The sequence below is a fragment of the Devosia chinhatensis genome (assembly GCF_000969445.1).
Classification (GTDB): Bacteria; Pseudomonadota; Alphaproteobacteria; order Rhizobiales; family Devosiaceae; genus Devosia; species Devosia chinhatensis.
On sequence record NZ_JZEY01000054.1, the window covers coordinates 418,978 to 435,212 of the forward strand.

General features: G+C 59.9%; 13 protein-coding genes, 2 tRNA genes and 3 pseudogenes. 13 read left to right on the forward strand and 5 right to left on the reverse strand.

The features are described from left to right. Window positions 1-42: 42 nt before the first annotated feature. From VE26_RS02145 to VE26_RS02155, 3 genes are read left to right on the forward strand one after another with little or no spacing between them, the layout of a single operon-like run. Window positions 43-993 carry an iron chelate uptake ABC transporter family permease subunit gene (locus VE26_RS02145; protein ID WP_046104918.1) on the forward strand — a complete coding sequence of 317 codons (951 nt, stop codon included), beginning with the start codon at window positions 43-45 and terminating at the stop codon, window positions 991-993. Beyond that, the gene (locus VE26_RS02150) at window positions 990-1,748 is read left to right on the forward strand and encodes an iron ABC transporter ATP-binding protein (RefSeq protein ID WP_046103567.1); all 759 of its coding nucleotides are present in this window, start codon (window positions 990-992) and stop codon (window positions 1,746-1,748) included. The genes VE26_RS02145 and VE26_RS02150 overlap by 4 nt, the downstream gene beginning before the upstream one ends. A gap of 9 nt (window positions 1,749-1,757) precedes the next feature. Continuing rightward, window positions 1,758-2,546 (forward strand): siderophore-interacting protein, encoded by a 789-nt coding sequence (locus VE26_RS02155; protein WP_046103568.1) that lies wholly within the window; start codon window positions 1,758-1,760, stop codon window positions 2,544-2,546. 223 nt (window positions 2,547-2,769) lie between these two features. Here VE26_RS02155 and VE26_RS02160 read toward each other — a convergent pair whose 3' ends face one another. Together VE26_RS02160 and VE26_RS02165 are read right to left on the reverse strand one after the other, a co-directional pair. Continuing rightward, window positions 2,770-3,396: a tyrosine-type recombinase/integrase gene (locus VE26_RS02160; RefSeq protein WP_046103569.1), complete on the reverse strand. Its 627-nt coding sequence runs from the start codon at window positions 3,394-3,396 to the stop codon at window positions 2,770-2,772. Between the two features lie 74 nt (window positions 3,397-3,470). Further along, window positions 3,471-4,205: a GntR family transcriptional regulator gene (locus tag VE26_RS02165; RefSeq protein ID WP_046103570.1), complete on the reverse strand. Its 735-nt coding sequence runs from the start codon at window positions 4,203-4,205 to the stop codon at window positions 3,471-3,473. Window positions 4,206-4,438: 233 nt separating this feature from the next. Between VE26_RS02165 and VE26_RS02170 the strand changes: the two are divergent. From VE26_RS02170 to VE26_RS02200, 7 genes and pseudogenes are all read left to right on the forward strand, one after another. After that, a pseudogene (locus tag VE26_RS02170) lies at window positions 4,439-5,606 on the forward strand (ABC transporter ATP-binding protein). Between the two features lies 1 nt (window position 5,607). Then, window positions 5,608-6,036: pseudogene (locus VE26_RS02175) on the forward strand (type 2 periplasmic-binding domain-containing protein); the annotation flags it as partial. Then, a pseudogene (locus tag VE26_RS02180) lies at window positions 6,036-7,271 on the forward strand (M24 family metallopeptidase); the annotation flags it as partial. The pseudogenes VE26_RS02175 and VE26_RS02180, both read left to right, overlap by 1 nt. Then, window positions 7,271-7,921, forward strand: a complete 651-nt coding sequence (locus VE26_RS02185) for a flavin reductase family protein (protein ID WP_046103572.1) — start codon at window positions 7,271-7,273, stop codon at window positions 7,919-7,921. The pseudogene VE26_RS02180 and the gene VE26_RS02185, both read left to right, overlap by 1 nt. 368 nt (window positions 7,922-8,289) lie before the next feature. Next, entirely contained in the window at window positions 8,290-8,634 is a 345-nt protein-coding gene (locus VE26_RS02190; protein ID WP_244465608.1) for a YciI family protein, read from the forward strand. A 5-nt stretch (window positions 8,635-8,639) separates the two neighbouring features. Next, window positions 8,640-9,878, forward strand: coding sequence for an RNA polymerase sigma factor (locus tag VE26_RS02195; RefSeq protein WP_046103573.1), 1,239 nt, complete (start codon window positions 8,640-8,642; stop codon window positions 9,876-9,878). A 15-nt stretch (window positions 9,879-9,893) separates the two neighbouring features. Continuing rightward, on the forward strand, window positions 9,894-10,406 hold the full coding sequence (locus tag VE26_RS02200) for a YdeI/OmpD-associated family protein (protein WP_046103574.1): 513 nt from the start codon (window positions 9,894-9,896) through the stop codon (window positions 10,404-10,406). Between the two features lie 350 nt (window positions 10,407-10,756). On the opposite strand, the gene VE26_RS02205 is transcribed toward VE26_RS02200, so the two are convergent. Beyond that, window positions 10,757-10,833 (reverse strand) — tRNA-Pro (locus tag VE26_RS02205). Window positions 10,834-11,003: 170 nt separating this feature from the next. Here VE26_RS02205 and VE26_RS02210 point away from each other — a divergent pair. The 3 genes from VE26_RS02210 (at window position 11,004) to VE26_RS02225 (ending at window position 14,077) form a co-directional block, all read left to right on the forward strand. Next, window positions 11,004-11,078: transfer RNA gene (locus VE26_RS02210), tRNA-Gln, on the forward strand. A 522-nt stretch (window positions 11,079-11,600) separates the two neighbouring features. After that, the gene (locus tag VE26_RS16950; RefSeq protein ID WP_052715612.1) at window positions 11,601-12,749 is read left to right on the forward strand and encodes a glycosyltransferase family protein; all 1,149 of its coding nucleotides are present in this window, start codon (window positions 11,601-11,603) and stop codon (window positions 12,747-12,749) included. Further along, window positions 12,746-14,077, forward strand: a complete 1,332-nt coding sequence (locus VE26_RS02225; protein WP_046103577.1) for a phenylacetate--CoA ligase family protein — start codon at window positions 12,746-12,748, stop codon at window positions 14,075-14,077. Before VE26_RS16950 ends, VE26_RS02225 begins: the two co-directional genes overlap by 4 nt. A 95-nt stretch (window positions 14,078-14,172) precedes the next feature. Here the strand turns inward: VE26_RS02225 and VE26_RS02230 are convergent, their stop codons facing one another. Further along, the gene (locus VE26_RS02230; RefSeq protein ID WP_152658684.1) at window positions 14,173-15,450 is read right to left on the reverse strand and encodes an O-antigen ligase family protein; all 1,278 of its coding nucleotides are present in this window, start codon (window positions 15,448-15,450) and stop codon (window positions 14,173-14,175) included. Between the two features lie 79 nt (window positions 15,451-15,529). Beyond that, a complete protein-coding gene (locus VE26_RS02235) occupies window positions 15,530-16,192 on the reverse strand; it encodes a hypothetical protein (RefSeq protein ID WP_046103579.1) in 663 nt (220 codons plus the stop codon). Window positions 16,193-16,235: the final 43 nt, after the last annotated feature.

The window sequence follows — 16,235 nt, forward strand, 5'->3', positions numbered from 1 at the left end:
ACCGTGTTGATCCAGGAGCCCGGTCAGCGCCGCATCGGCGGCATGTCGCGGCCGACCTTCGCGTTGCTCATTCTTGCGACGTTGGCCCTCGTCTCGATCGCCTGCTTCATGGTAATCGGCGCCAGGGGCAGCTGGAGCTTCATCCTGCCCTTTCGTGGTCGCAAGCTCCTGGCGCTCTGTCTTGTTGCCTATTCGGTCGCCGTCTCTACCGTGCTGTTCCAGACCGTCACCAACAACCGCATCCTGACGCCCTCGATCATGGGCTTTGATGCCCTCTACGTGTTGTTGCAGACGTCCATTGTCTTCTTCCTCGGCGTCGGTGCGCTGGTCAACATAGATCAGCAGATGCAGTTCGGCATCGAAATAGCAGTCATGGTGCTGTTTTCCGGCCTTCTGTTCCGCTGGCTGTTCCTCGGCGAGGAGCGTAGCCTGACCCTTCTGGTTCTGGTCGGGATCGTCTTCGGCATTCTCTTTCGCTCACTGTCGCAGTTCATGCAGCGCCTGCTCGACCCCAATGCGTTCCAGGTGCTGCAGGACTCGTTCTTTGCAAGCTTTGCGACCGTCGACTCCACTCTGCTCGCCGTGGCCACCGCCATTGTCGTCCTGGTCAGTCTCTGCGCTTTGCGGCTAGGCCATACCTTCGACGTGCTATCGCTCGGCCGCGCCCATGCCATCAATCTTGGTGTCGACTACAAGCGCACGGTCGTCGTCATCCTGGTGTTGGTGTCCGTGCTGGTAGCGGTATCGACCGCGCTGGTAGGGCCGATCACGTTCTTCGGTCTGCTTGTCGCAAGCCTCGCTCATTCGTTGGTCGGCACCTCGCGTCACCGCTACGTGTTGCCGGCGGCGGTACTGCTTGCCGTTACCTGCCTTGTCGGCGGGCAGACCGTGCTGGAGCGCGTCTTTGCCTTCGACACTGCACTTTCGATCATCATCGAGTTCCTCGGCGGCATCGTCTTCATCTTTCTTGTCCTGCGGAGGGCCGCGCGATGATCGTCGCCGATAGCGTCACCAAGCACTATGACTCGCGCTGCGTTGTCGATGGTGTGTCGATCACGCTGCCTTCTGGTGGGATCACGTCGATCATCGGTCCCAACGGCGCCGGCAAGTCGACCTTCCTTTCCATGGTCAGCCGGCTGATGAGCATGGACCGCGGCACGGTGACGGTGGATGGCCTTGATGTCACAAAAGCCCCGAGCGATGTGCTGGCGCGTCGCTTGTCGATCCTGCGCCAAGACAACCACATGACGGCTCGATTGACCGTACGGGACCTCGTCAGCTTCGGTCGCTATCCGTATTCGAAAGGGCGCCTGACGATCGAGGACAAAGGACATATCGACCAGGCGATCGACTATCTCAATCTAGCCGATCTGGCCGAACGGTTCCTGGATGAGCTTTCCGGCGGCCAGCGGCAGCGGGCCTTCGTGGCCATGGTGCTGTGTCAGGATACCGACTACGTGCTGCTCGATGAGCCGCTTAACAATCTCGATCTCAAACATGCCGTCAGCATGATGCGACAGCTGCGACAGGCATCGCGAGAACTCGGCAAGACCATCGTTGTCGTGCTGCACGATATCAATTTCGCGTCGGTCTACTCCGATCACATCGTCTGCATGAAGGACGGCAAGGTTGCCCGTGAGGGCACGCCTGAGCGCATCATTACCTCCGATGTTCTGACCGCGGTCTATCAAACGCCGGTGCATGTCGAGACCATCGGCGGCCGCCGCATCGGCATCTATTATGAATAGGAGTTATCCATGGATCGTCCGGTAGCCGAGCGTGTGCGCCACGAACTCAAATTTCGTGTGGCCGAAGTTGTGCGCACCGAGCGCATTACCCCGCTCATGATGCGCGTCACGTTCACGGATCCAAGCTTCGCCGACTTTCCTTCGGCTGCTTATGACGACCACGTCAAAATCTGGTTTCATCCCGAAGGAACAGAGCCAGTCGTTCCGGTTCCTGGCCCGAACGGCCTGGACTGGCCCGAGGGAATGCCGAAGCCTGAAGGGCGCGACTACACCCCTCGCAGCTTCGATAGGAAGAAGCAGGAGCTGGCGATCGACTTCGTTCTGCATGACGGTGGCATCGCGGCAGAGTGGGCCGCAGGCGCCAAACCCGGCGACCGCCTTGGCATTGGGGGGCCTCGCGCATCGTTCGTCGTGCGCGATGACTTCGATTACTACGTTCTGATCGGCGACGCGACGGCGCTCCCGGCTATCGGCCGGCGTATCGAAGAACTGCCGGCCGAGACCAGGATCATTGCCTTTGTCGAGGTCGCCACCCTGGCCGAGCGCCAAGATTTCAGCCACGCGACAAACCTGGAAATGACCTGGATCGAGCGCTCAGCCGGCGCCTCGCTTACCCAAACCGTGAAAGCGGCGACGCTTCCACCAGGTCAGGGATACATCTTCATCGCCGGCGAGGCAGCCATGTCCTCCGGCTTGCGCGAGCACTTCATCACTGCAGGGCATGACGCAGACCTGATCAAGGCTGCCGGCTATTGGCGTCTTGGCGAACCCGACTTCTACGACGGTCATGCGCATTGATTATTGCCGCCCTTACCTCTGCAATCGGCTTCATCGGCCCGACAAGAACGGCTGCTCTAAACCTATGTTTTGCAGATTCGGACAGTCCGCTTTCCACCCCAATTAGGTCGCCATCAATTCCCGAAAGCATATCCGCTTTTCGGAATTCGAAACAGCCGGTCCAGTGTCCGGAATGGGGCGCTTCGCCGACGGGGCACAAGCGGCTACCTTCGAAGTCGCTTGCTCAGATCTCGGTAGCCTCTGACAACGACAAAGCGTCGTCGACATCCACGCCAAGGTAACGAACTGTGTTCTCGATCTTGCTGTGGCCAAGCAGTATCTGGATGGCCCGAAGGTTGCCTGTGGCTTTGTAAATAAGCGACGCCTTTGTACGGCGCAGAGAATGGATGCCATACTCCTCAGGCGTCAGCCCGATGGCCGTGACCCACTCGTCCACCAGCCTGACGTATTGACGGGTGCTCAGGTGGCCATTTGGCACCACACGGCTCGGGAAGGCGAAGTCAACGATTGTGCCGCCGCGTCGCTCGAGCCAGGCACGCAGGCTGGCTCTTGTTTTCGCGGTGATCTCGAACTGGTGGGGTCTGCCTGTTTTCTGCTGGATTACAATCGACCGCGATAGGATGGCAGGGCCAGCCACGAGCGTGCCGATCTTGATCTTCACCAGATCGCAGCCCCGAAGCTTGCTGTCGATCGCAAGGTCAAAAAGTGCTCGGTCCCTCATCCTTCCCTCTCGGTCGAGGAAGAAGCGGATTGACCAGATTTGTCTGACCTTCAATGCACGTTTCGCGCCAACCTGCCTGCCGGCATTGCAAGCAGGTCTTCCTGCAGCCGCAGGATCGTACTGTGAGATACCCCTTACATTTCTCCTTTGGCCTCCGATGGCCAGATTAAAAACGCCTATGGGTGGCGCGCAACCTCAAACGACTAGGACTCGCTGAACGTCTCCAGCACGGACATGAAGCTGTGCCGTTCGCTTTGCCCCGGCGTGAGCTTCACGCGTCCTTCGATGTCGGCGAGGTGGGTATCCATCAGGGTCTGGGCCTTGCGGATGTCTTTTGCGCGCAAGGCCAATACGATTGCGCGGTGGTGGTCGGCGCCGCAGTCGTCCTGCCGCTCGTCTTCATAGAGCGCCATCACAAGGGATAGTCTGGCCACCAGCTTGGCGAGCATTTCGCTGAGCACGACATTGCCGGCGATGGCGGCGAGCTCGACGTGGAATTGGCCGACCATGGTCGCCTTTGCCGCGTCATGATCCTGCTCGTGCAGTCGAAGTTCGGCGGCGGTGATGGCCTCCAGCCGAGCGAAATCTGCCTCGGTAATCCTGGCAACCACCAGTTCGAGGATCGTGCGCTCGAGCGCCCGGCGCGCTTCAAAAAGCTGGTGCGCTTCCTCGATGCTGGGCTCCGCGACGAAGGTGCCGCGGTTGCGCTTGCGCTCTAGCAGTCGCTCACGCTGCAAAACACCCAGGGCACCGCGCACCACCGTACGGCTGACCCCGAAATGCTCGGCAATGGCTTCCTCGATGATCTTGCTGCCCGGCTTAAGCGCGCCATCTGCGATGGCTGTCGACAGCGTCGCGCAGATGCGATCGGTGACGTCTTCCGCATCTTCTACCTCAATGTCGATAGGCTTGGCGCGCGGCTGTTTGCGAGGGGGCATGCGATCATCAAATCCCGGATTCGTGTTGCCTACAATAACATCATATGGCGCACGAATGTGCGAAATAATATCCGAAAATAACTTCGAATGTACGTTCGCAACTGGTTGCGCAAATCGGTGAAAAGCTACAATTCTCTTTATTATTCATTGCGATAGGGAAAATTATGCCACGACGAAGATGAACTGGCACAGCGCCTGCAATGTGGTGGCTAGGACCAATCTGAGACCTGACCATGACAGATCAAGTTTCGACCGTCGACTCCGCAGCCAGCCTTACGCCGCAAGCCGGCCTCAGGGTCAGCAGCCTGACACATCGGTATGGGACAGCGCTCGCCATCGATCGCATATCTTTCGACGTGCAGCCGGGCGAGGTCGTCGCTCTGCTCGGGCCAAGCGGCTGCGGCAAGTCCACGGTGCTCCGCTCCATTGCCGGCCTGATCCGGCCACAGGAAGGATCGATCACCATGGGGAGCCAGCGGCTGGATACCATGCCGGCCCGGACGCGCGGCATCGGCATGGTATTCCAGAACTATGCGTTGTTCCCCCACCTGACCGTCGAAGAGAATGTCGGTTACCCCCTTGCCTGCCAGGGATTGCCCAAGGCACAGCGCCGCGAGCGGGTCTCCGAACTGCTGGCGCTGGTGCGCCTCGATACCATGGCGCGCCGCCTGCCGCGCGAACTCTCGGGTGGCCAGCAGCAGCGCGTTGCCGTGGCGCGTGCCTTGGCGGCGCGCCCCAACCTGCTTCTGCTCGACGAGCCCTTCGGTGCGCTCGACCGCGCCCTGCGCTTCGACCTGCAGGTCGAAATGCTGCGGCTGCAGCGGTCACTGGGCATCACGACGCTGATCGTGACCCACGACCAGGAAGAAGCCCAGAGCCTCGCCAGCCGGCTGGTGCTGATGAACAAGGGGCAGGTCGAGCAGATCGACACACCGACACGGGTCTATGACGAGCCGAAGTCGCTGTTCGTCAACACGTTTATCGGCCAAGCAAATCAGTTGCCGGGCACAGTCGAGGCCGTGGATGCGAGCCAGAGCAAGGTCAGGCTTTCGGGTGGCGAGGTTCTCATCCTGCCGCGGCGCTTGGGCTACCATGTCGGCTCGCCTGTCGTCGTGACCTGCCGGCCCGAGGATGTGTCGCTGACCGCCGATGCCTGCGTCAACACCCTCCCGGCTCGGGTCACGGTCGCCATCGCGCTCGGCCCCCACCCTGGTCCACGAACTGACGCTGGCCGACGGCGCCGAAATCCGGACCAGCCAGATGCGCGGCCCCGCAACCCTATCCGGCACGGCCGGCGAAACCACCTTCCTTTGCATCGACACCAGCAGGTGTCATGTCTTCCCGGCTGCGGCCGGCACTTCTCTCTCCCAACCTCATCAACGTGAAGCCAAGGGTGCCTGAAATGACGACCAGATTGTCCCGCCGCCAGTTCAACGTTCTCGCCATGGGTGCGGCTGCTGCCGGCCTATTGCCCCTGCCGGCCCGCGCGGCCGGTGGCCTCGTCGCCGCAACCTTTCCCGGCAACTGGGAGGATGGGTATCGCCGCATCCTGACCCCGCTGCTGTCCGAGCAGGGCTTCGACCTGACGATTTCGCCGGCCCTGGCGCAGGACCAGTTTGCCAAGGTGATGGCGAGCCCCGATGCGCCGGCCTTCGATACGCTGCTGATGTCGCCGGGCCAAGGCGCCGTGGCGATCGAGAATGACCTGATCCAGAAGATCGATCCGTCGCGTCTCAGCAACTGGGACAAGCTCGATCCGGCCTTCCAAGGCGAATACGGCCCGACCGTCACCGTCGAGGTCAATGGCATTGCCTACAATCCCGACCTCGTGGGGTGGGCTGGTTCCACACCTCGAACGCCTATCTGCGCTATGTCTGCGACTGGATGCGCGAAGGCGTGCTGATCATCCCCACCGACAGCGACAAGCCGCTGACGTTGGTGTCGTTCTTCACCCAGTCGGTGATCCTGCCCCCGGGCGGCGAGCCGGTGCTGGTCGAGGATATCTGGCAGGTCGGCGCCATCGGGCGGGAATATGCCGATCGCCCCGGGTCATCCACGACGCTGACTGCCGAGGCGGTTGCAAAGCTGGTCGACAAGCTGGGTTTCGCCAAGGGCCAGATCGGTCTTTTGGGCGACCGCACGTCGCGCGACTTCTGGAGCGATCTCAGCGAGGCCATGCCCAGGGCCAAGTACGTCAAGGACAATGGCATCATCGACCGGATGCAGAAGATCCGCAGCCCGCGCGAAATTGAGATGTTCCGCGCCGCTGCCCAGCTCATCTCCATCGGTACGCAGGCCGCTTACCACGTCACCCGGCCCGGTGTGACCGATGCGGAAATCTATGCGGCCTTCACCATGGCCCAGCTTGCCAGGGGTGGTGAGACGGGCGACGGCTACCAGATCGGCATCAACGAATACGGCACCCATTGCGGCAAGCCCTATGGCCACATCGTGCGTCCGGGCGACATCATCAACCTCTATATCTCGAACGTCACCTATCGCGGCTACGCCGCCCAGACCGCCCGCATGATCGCGGTCGGCGAGATCACGGCGCGGCAGGAAAAGGTGCTGGCCGCCTGCACCGAGGGTGTGAAGCGCGCCAAAAAGCTGATCAAGCCGGGTGCGCTGATCAGCGAGGTCAACAACGCCGCCTTCTCGTCCTATATCGAGCACGACCTTCTGGCCTCGCCCCATGCCCGCACCATGCCCTATAACTGGAGCCCGGCCGATGACGGTGGCGCGCGCCTGGTGCCGCGCCAGCATGTGCCCGATGCAAACTGGGAAGCTCAGGGTCGCAAGCTCATGCATGTCTATCCGGCGACCTTCGGGCCTCATAACCCCAATCTGGGCCATTCGGTCGGCATGGCGGGCGCCCAGAACAGCTTCAACGTCTCCTCGCATAATTTCGACACGCTGGAGGAAGGCATGGTGTTTGTGCTGCATACGCAGTGGCTCGAAGCCCAGTCGGCGGGCTGCAATATCGGCGACTGCTATCTCGTCACCAAGGATGGCTTCGAAAACCTCAGCCGCCACACGCCGCTCGAAACCCACCGGGTCGCTGTCTGATGGAACATACCCATTTCGACTTCGGAGCGCTCAACGAACGCGAGCGCTACAAGCTGCTCATCGGCACGGTGATCCCGCGGCCGATCGCCCTCATCACAACGCTCGGCACTGACGGGAAGGCCAATGCCGGCCCATTCAGTTTCTTCAACGTGCTGACCCACGACCCGGCCATCATCGCGGTCGGCGTCGAGAACTATGCCGACATGCGGTTCAAGGATACGGCGCGCAACATCCGAGAAACCGGGGAGTTCACCGTCCACATCGTGGACCAGGCGCTGGTAGACCAGATGGAGATATGCGCCATCAAGTTCGGGCCTGAAATCGATGAATTGGCAGAGGCTGGTCTCGAAACCGTCCCTGGTCACGCTGTGCGCAGTCCACGTATCCTGGCTGCGCCCGCCGCGCTCGAATGCAAGCGCTACATGACGCTGGAAGTGGGCAAGGCGCGCGAAATTATCCTCGGGGAAGTGGTCGGGCTCTACGTGCGCAGCAGCGCTGTGGATGCCAGCAAGCTCCATATCGACCAGCACGCCATGGATGCCGTCGGCCGCCTCGGTGGCCACAGCTATACCCGTACTCAGGATCAGTTCGAGATCAAGACGCAGGCACCGGAACAATGGGCGGAAGGGAAAAAAATCGCAGCCCAGTGACCATATTCGCTATGGCTGCTTTTGGGTGAAATGGAACGAAGCAGAGATGACCGGAAACGGGCGCGTTGCTGACTGCGCCAACCGACCACGTTTCGGACAATCGAACTGGTCTGCTAACCTCTGAAGGCTGCCATTGAGCGGCTCGAACCGTCCCACGGTATCTTCTGAGAAGGGATTGGCTGGTCGTGGCAATGCAGGTGGCTGCCTGTCTTCACGTGCGCTTGGTTCGTCATGGCTCTTCTATTTGGCCAAGAATGTTTTAGGCCCTGTCCGAATGGCAGCCCTGGGCGCGTCAGTATTGCAGAGCCGGATAATCCGCCTCTCCAAACAAGGACAGGAACCCAAAATGCAATACATGCTGATGTTTTATGAGAACGAGGCCGAGGTCGCTGCCCAGCGCGACATCCCCCGACCGCGCCGGCCCCTATTGGGGAGCCTGGAACGCCTACATCGGTGCGCTGTACGAGGCAGGCGTCGTCCTAAGGGGAGACGGGCTCCTGCCTCCTGCTGCGGCAACTACGGTACGGCTCGATGGTGGGAACCGCCTTGTGCAGGACGGACCCGTGGCGGCTTCAAAAGAACAGCTGGCCGGCTATGTGGTGATCGAGGTGCCGGACCTCGATGCTGCGCTATCCTGGGCGGCGCGTAGTCCTTCGTCCACCTATGGGGCGACCGAAGTGCGCCCCGTGCTGCCGCCGCCTAACCAAGGCTAGGCGCAGTGGACGGCAGTGTTCAGGAACGTGGGCGACGGGCGGCAGAGAACGCTGCCCGCACCTCCTATGGGCGCCTTCTCGCATATCTCGCGCGAGCATGGCGCGACCTGGCCGCAGCCGAAGACGCCCTCGCCGACGCGTTTGCCCGGGCGCTCGACATCTGGCCGACACAAGGCGTGCCGGCCAACCCCGATGCATGGCTGATGGTGGCAGCGCAAAATCGGCTGCGCGATGGCGCCCGGGTACTGAAGACACGAGAACAAACGATCAGCAACCTCCTTGTTATGGCACCGACCGAGACCGGGGAAATGCCCGTGATTGCCGACAAACGGCTGGAACTGATGTTCGTGTGCGGCCACCCGGCAATCGATGCTGCCGCACGCACGCCACTGATGCTGCAAATCGTGCTGGGGCTGACTGCCGAGCGCATTGCCTCTTCCTTCCTCGTTTCGCCCGACGCCATGGGACGGCGGCTGAGCCGTGCTAAGGCGCGCATCAAGGACACCGGCATCGCCTACGAAGTGCCAGCAGAAGATGAACTAGGCGAGCGCATGGGTAATGTGCTCGAAGCCATCTATGCAGCCTACGGACAAGGCTGGGACAGCACCGGCAGCGACGATCAGCTGGGCAAGGGCCTGACTGAAGAGGCGATCTGGCTGGCGCGGGTGCTGGTGGAACTGCGGCCGCAGGATGCGGAGGCGCTGGGGCTTCTGGCGCTGATGCTGTTTTGCGAAAGCCGCAGCGCGGCGCGGCGGGTGGAAGGCCGCTATGTGCCGCTGGCCGAACAGGATACCGCGCTTTGGAATCTGCCGATGGTAGGCGAAGCAGAGGAAAAACTGCGCACGGCAGGCGGGCTCAAGCAGCCGGGGCGCTTCCAGCTGGAGGCAGCGATACAGTCCGTCCTGGTACAGTCGCGAGTGACGGGCGCTGACATGCGCCTTCCGGCATGGGCGCTGCATCGGCTATTGGCGCAGAAGGCCCCCACGATCGGCAATCTGGTGGGCCTGGCCGCAGCCACCGCTGAGGTGCATGGAGCTGAAATGGGCCTCCAGGAACTGGCGCAAATGCCCGAAGCGGTGACAGGGGACTATCAGCCATTCTGGGCGCTCAAGGCGCAGTTGCTGCAGCGGCTCGGTACAGACCGGCAAGCGATTGTAGCGGCTTTCCAGCGAGCCATTGGCCTGACGGAGGATGATGCCGTGCGCGCCTATCTCCTTGGCAAGTTAACGCAATACGCTGGTTGAGAAACAGGACACGCGATGAGCTTTTATGCCTTCGACTTTCAGGGGGTCGTCGATACCCTCGATTATGAAAAGTATCTCCATTCCGTCATCTATCTGCCGGTTGCAATCGCCAACCAGCTGCCACTCGCTGCTCATCCGAGGCTGCGCGTCGAGGGGGAAATCAACGATTATCCGTTTTCCGGCGCGTTCATTCCCTCATCACAAGGCCATCACCTGATCCTTGGCTCTGCACGGCTCAAAGCCATGGGTCTTAAGGTCGGCATGCCGGTAGAGCTGCGCTTCAACATTGCCGACCAAGACTGTGTCGACGTTCCTGAGGAGCTGCTAGGCACCCTGTCCGGCGATAAGGCGGCGCAGCAGGCCTGGGACGCGCTGACGCCAGGCAAGCGGCGGGGGCTGGCTCATTTCGTCGGCTCGGCCAAGACAGGGGCAACCCGTGATAAGCGCGCCATGGAAATAGCCCTAGGATTGACGGGGAAGCCAGGCGGCAAGCTGTCGATGCAGGCGCACCGTACGACCAGGCTATGAGGCTGACGCGCGACTGAGACGTTCAGGATCCAAAAATTCTACCTTTCTTGCCAAGTTCTGAACCGTCACTGACACCACATTCTTTCGGCTGCTTCCGAATTTATTCGAGATGGAGGCGAACAGAGAAGTTCCTACTCCATTGCGTTGCTGCCTTGGCCAAAGAGGACCGACCGCTTTTAGGATACTGGAATGCCCTGTGGAATGGCCGATTTGGGGCGCGAAGCAGACGATAGTGCTTATCCGCAACTGCAGTCGGCCTAAGGTTTGGGCCAACTACAGCATCGAGGCCACCTCTGTCGGTGACCCTGTCGGTGTAAAAAACCCCGACGTCCTGAGACGCCGGGGTTGATTGGTCGGAGTAGAGTGATTCGAACACTCGACCCCCTGCTCCCGAAGCAGGTGCGCTACCAGGCTGCGCTATACTCCGTCGAACTCGCAGCCTCGGGCAGAGACCTCCGAAAATGGGCCTCAGCAGCTGCGATGTGGCGGCGTTATAGCTGCGTGTCCCGTCCTGTTCAAGCGCCTCGCGCAACCTTTTCAGCAGCCGTCGACATCATGTTGCGAAGCAAAAGCAAACCGTGTAGGAACCGCGCCAGTTGGGGCGTCGCCAAGTGGTAAGGCAGCGGTTTTTGGTACCGCCATTCCCAGGTTCGAATCCTGGCGCCCCAGCCAGATTGCTGAAGTCATTGATGCTGACTGACCTCGATGGGGGTGCTGTACGAGCGCCACGAGAGATCAAGCAAAAAACCCTTGGCAAACGAGTTACCGTGCGGGTGATGACCAATTGGTCGTCTGCCGTTCAGTTCCGGATCGCAGCGCATGTCCGGCACCGTGTCGGCAGATCTTGGATGACACATTAGGACAGAAGCGCCTGTCGCTGGAGTTCCGCGCCACTCGCACCTGGGGAGGCGCATGCGGGCACTATGCCGAAGGCGATACTTGCGGCCCTCGCTTGGTTCGCGTTATTAGCCAGGAGCTGCCCAGCCGCTACCGCTGCATGTGGCATTGACCAAGGGACGAAGATGGTCCACCACCGGACGCGCGCTGAAGTGCACGATCAGCGTTGCGCATGTCTTGTGAAACGAGGTCGGAGCCAGCAGTCCGGCTGCCGTCGCGCACAAGCATAGCCATGACGCAAAGCCGACCCGCAGCATCCCGTCTGCAGCCTCCCATCTAGAGAAAAGTTGCCCTGCGATGAGCCAACCAAAAGGTGCCACGATCATCCCTGAATCTCTTCAGAGGCGGCAGCAGTCCGATGCGCCGTCGTTCGACGGTAATATGGAAAGCTCTGGTGAAAAGTACATTCTCCAGTATGGCAGCCTCGCCGGATGGCCCTTCCGGGTAGCGGAGTCACTCCGCAAGCTCGGCGCGCCAAGCCGCAACGTGATCTTCCACGAGAAAGACGTTCACGACCTGAAACGCCGCCTTCCTTACGATGAAGCTGTTTGCGGACCGGACGACAGTCTGTTTCGCAAGTTGCTGTCGATCCCGGCCTTTATAAAGCGGGCTAGCCGCGAATGCTCGCTCGTGCACTACCACAGTGCGAACATATTCTTTCGCGAAGCGCACTGGCTGTATGAAGGGCCCGTCCTGAGGCGCGCTGGAATCCCTATGGTTATATCGTTCGGCGGAGGGGACGCGCGCTTTCTCGCCGAAGCAAATCGACACAACCCTTATTTCTATCGTGAGCCCGACTGGAGAAAGGATGCTGTCGTCAAGGCCCGTTATCTTTCGTGGTCAAGGAATATCCGGTTCGCCGCTACGGATCCGGAAATGGCGACATACGCAAGTCCCTATTTTGAAAAAGTATATACTTTCCGTCAGCCCGTGAACCTGGACCTTATCCAGGCCAAATATCCGGATGAAGAAGCCAAGATTCCGGTAGTCCTGCATATTCCCACCGAGCCGCTGGTGAAGGGCACGGAATATCTTGTTGCTGCAGTGGAGCGGCTGCAGAAAAAAGGATTACAATTCAAATTTGAGTTGGTGCGGCAGCTTACACAGCAACAGATGTATGAACGCATTTCAGAATGCGACATCTATGTTGACGAGCTGCGCTGTGGCTCACATGGCGTAACAGCAGTGGAAACCATGGCGGCGGGGAAGCCGACAATCACTTATATCAGACCCGACCTGATCGATAGCTATCCCCCTGAATTGCCGCTGGTTAATGCCAATCCGGACACAATCGAGAAAACGCTGGAAGAGCTCATCCTGGACCCTCAGCGTCGCCGCTCGATTGGCGTTGCCAGTCGAAAATACGTCGAAAAGTACCACGACGCCGACATCGTCGCCGCTGAGCTTCTCGAGATGTACAACGAGATTGGTCGGAGCCAGGGATGAGTTTCGTCGGCTACGTCAAAAGCAATCTCACGCGGCTGCCTATGCCCGTTGGCCAGGCAGTTTCGCTGGTGCCCTTTGCGTTTCGGCCGGGAATCGCGACGATCTACCGCCTGCGTAAGAAGCAGATCGCTGAACTATCGGCCCAAGGGGTCGCGCAGCGCAAGAAAGCCATATTCGAACGCGTCAAGGCGATTGCATCCTACGCGTACGCAAATGTGCCCTTCTATAGTGAGCTTTATCGAGCCGGCGGCGTGGACCCAGCTCGATTCAGCACTTTCGACGATCTGGCCGACCTGCCGATTATCAACAAAGCGATGCTCCAATCGGTACCGTTGGAACACCGTTCGTCCTCCAAGCCAGGTCGTTACATCGTCAATACCGGTGGCAGCAGCGGCAGCACCCTCGAGTTCTACATCGAGCCATCCAGCGTGGCTCACGAGTGGGCTCATATGCACACGATCTGGGCACGCCTTGGTTTTCGCCAGACGGATTTACGCATTGTTTTTGCAGGACGGTCCGATGTTCGCAATCTGGTTATGTACGATTCGGCCCGCCATCAGTTCAACGTCGACATCTATGCAGGATGGCAGGCGGTAGCCGACAATCTGGTGCCCATTTTTCAGCGTTTCCGGGCGCCTTACCTTCACGGATATCCCAGCAGCATTTTCGACTTTGTGCAGTGGTTGGAAGACAACAACCATCCCTTGCTCGGCCTCATGCGTGGCAAAGTAAGGGGGATGCTGCTCGGCTCAGAGTTTCCCGCGCCCCAGGCCCGTAGTGCAACGGAGCGCCTGCTCGGCTGCAGCTCGATATCATGGTACGGCCACACTGAGCGCGCCTTGCTGGCGTATGAGACAGCAAAGGGTATTTATGAGCCTTTTCAAAGCTATGGATTTGCGGAGGCGGTGCAGATCGATACCCATAGCAAGCTCATCTGTACCGGCTTCTACAATCAGGCGTCTCCGTTCATACGCTATGACACAGGAGATCTCGTTGAGGGCCGGCATGACGAAGGCCTGCTCAGGTCATTTGAGATCCGCGAAGGGCGGTCCGGCGAATTCATAATCGATGCCCACGGCAATAAGGTGTTCCTGACGGCGCTGATCTTTGGCCGGCACCACAAGTGCTTTGACTATTGCTCGCACATTCAGTTGAAGCAGGAGCATCCAGGACAGGTGACCGTATTTGGGGTGGCGCGTCCCGATGCGCCTGCTGATCGTTTCGCTCAGGACTTCGATGCAGCCAACGTTGCTCTGACGTTTAAATTTTGCCTGATTGCCCAGCCTTTCCGTACGAGCTCCGGTAAGGTGCCGCTGTTAGTGCGCTGACGACTTCAGGAGCAAGACCGCACGTGTTTACGCCTTCGGGGGCTGGAGTTGTTTTGTACCCGCCAGTCTCGGCTGTCGCATAACCTTTATTGGCGCTAGTCGCGAAGCGGCGTGTGCATTTGAGCAGATCTCGGCCGCATCCAGGCCAGGAAGTAGCCAGCCGCGACAGCGAACATCATGGTTTGCGGCAAGATGCCAAAGGTGGCGTTGCTGACCCCCATGACGAGCTGACCGGTGGCCAGTACCGTCGTGCCGAGAACGGTTGACCTATCCTGCCGAGCCGCTCGATCGAGGAGCAGCAGCATGGGAGAGACCAGGAGCAACACCCACGCGATCAATCCCACGATTCCGGCCATGGCCGCAAAATTGGCCCAGTCGGCATGCAGGTTGTCAAAGCGACCCAAGGCGATGACAAAGTCGGGGAACAATTCTTCAAACGGCACCATTATTTGTCCGAGCCCGAGGCCCACCAGGGGAGAGGTCTGGAGGATCTCAAACGCCGATGCATAAAACGCTGCTCGGATATCGTCCGGGCTGCCAGTGAATGTGAACAGGTTCAGCCCGCTTTGGACCACGCTTGCGACCCGGTCGCTACCGCTTTGCATCAGGTACGCTACGGCGCCTGCAGCTATGGCGGAGATGACCAGTAGCGCGATGCGAAACATCGTTTCGCGCCAGAGCCATATGGTCAGCATAACTAGTCCGAACGCCGACATCACCAGCGCCCCAAGCATAGGTCCGCGCGAATCTGCAATTATCGCACAAGCAAGCCCCAAGACTGGTCCACACAGAAAGACATATCTCCATCGCGCGCTGCTGGAGATCATGCCGACCAACGCCAGGCAGCCCGACATTGCGGCAAGTGTCGAGTAATGGATGGGATTGTTTCCCAGACCAGGCCTGTAGAGACCAAGAACGAAATGTTCATAGGCGCCGCCAACTAGCGCAATGAACGACCCAGCCAGGCAGATAAACGCGAATGTAGTTGGTCTCGGCACACGGCCGGCCGGTCGCGCCAGCAACCCAAGTGCAATGGTCGTCAACATGGGCAGAATAAGCACCGGCGCCAAGAGGTCCTGCGGTGCATGATAGACCCACGGCAATGTCCCACATATCAATGCAATGGAGGCGAGAATTGCGAGTGACGTTGGGTGCAGCAATACGGGTTTTTCGCGCCACCCACAGGTAACGACCGCAATAATGGCGGCGATCAGGGCGACGTATGACCCAATATAGGCCAGGTAGCCGGGCGGAATAATTGTCGCAATTATTGCGATCAATAAGAGCGCTCTCGCAAGTCCGGAAGCCACTACTCGTTCCTGTTCTGCAGGAAATCGATCTTCGATAACCCGTTTGGCGATTTGGCGGGTCAAGATGTTCGGGTCAAAACCTTCGACGGCACCACATCATCTCCCCACTAGGCACTGTGCTGTGGACCAATAACCTGAAGCGTCATTTGGGCTGGCGACGGGTTCTCCAGGCTGAAACGAAACTGATCACACCAGCAACCGCAAGGAACACCACGCCGGCAGTAATCCAGGGCAGGGCCAATCTGATGCCTGGGCCGGTCCCCCGAGCAGAAGTCACTTCCCTGATGACCGGGCGAGAAATCTCGATCAGCCCCGACTGAACGCCTGCCAGGAAGGCAGTGTTTGTGAAGTATTGCTCAGCGATAAAATCGGGCACGATTTCTCGCCGCATGTAGACCGCGAGAGTGTCTGCCTGCGCCTGAACTTCGGCAACCAGCTGCATTGCCAACTCGCTGGATTCCGTCGCTGCCGCTTCGGCGGCGTCCCTGTTCTGGGCGCGGAGGACCACGGGGGCTGCGCCGGCCTCACTGATCAGGGCCCGTGTGGGAGACATCAGGCGAGAACCATAAATATCGGCGATTTCCGTCACGCTGCGGACAGGCGTCCCGGCTCTGTAAATGCCTATGACCAGATCATGGCGCGGCTCCTCAACTGCCGTGCTGCCAGCGTTTGCAAATAACAGCGATCCAGTCCAGGCGGTAGCGCCCAGAAACAGCGCGACAGCGAGCCACCTGAATGACCAGAGCCAATCGGCGATGTCGAAGGGGCTAAGCTCACCAGCGCTTCGAGGCGTTTGTTGAGGCATCCTCGGTGCTCCGTTTTCCGGCATAAAGGTACGGCGGCCCAGC

Excerpts from the sequence above, each read along its gene's own strand:
- VE26_RS02225 (WP_046103577.1), top strand. The coding sequence starts at position 12,746 with ATGAGTTTCGTCGGCTACGTCAAAAGCAATCTCACGCGGCTGCCTATG.
- VE26_RS02150 (WP_046103567.1), top strand. The coding sequence starts at position 990 with ATGATCGTCGCCGATAGCGTCACCAAGCACTATGACTCGCGCTGCGTT.
- VE26_RS02235 (WP_046103579.1), bottom strand. The coding sequence starts at position 16,192 with ATGCCTCAACAAACGCCTCGAAGCGCTGGTGAGCTTAGCCCCTTCGAC.
- VE26_RS02200 (WP_046103574.1), top strand. The coding sequence starts at position 9,894 with ATGAGCTTTTATGCCTTCGACTTTCAGGGGGTCGTCGATACCCTCGAT.
- VE26_RS16950 (WP_052715612.1), top strand. The coding sequence starts at position 11,601 with ATGAGCCAACCAAAAGGTGCCACGATCATCCCTGAATCTCTTCAGAGG.
- VE26_RS02190 (WP_244465608.1), top strand. The coding sequence starts at position 8,290 with ATGAGAACGAGGCCGAGGTCGCTGCCCAGCGCGACATCCCCCGACCGC.
- VE26_RS02185 (WP_046103572.1), top strand. The coding sequence starts at position 7,271 with ATGGAACATACCCATTTCGACTTCGGAGCGCTCAACGAACGCGAGCGC.
- VE26_RS02155 (WP_046103568.1), top strand. The coding sequence starts at position 1,758 with ATGGATCGTCCGGTAGCCGAGCGTGTGCGCCACGAACTCAAATTTCGT.
- VE26_RS02145 (WP_046104918.1), top strand. The coding sequence starts at position 43 with ATGTCGCGGCCGACCTTCGCGTTGCTCATTCTTGCGACGTTGGCCCTC.
- VE26_RS02165 (WP_046103570.1), bottom strand. The coding sequence starts at position 4,205 with ATGCCCCCTCGCAAACAGCCGCGCGCCAAGCCTATCGACATTGAGGTA.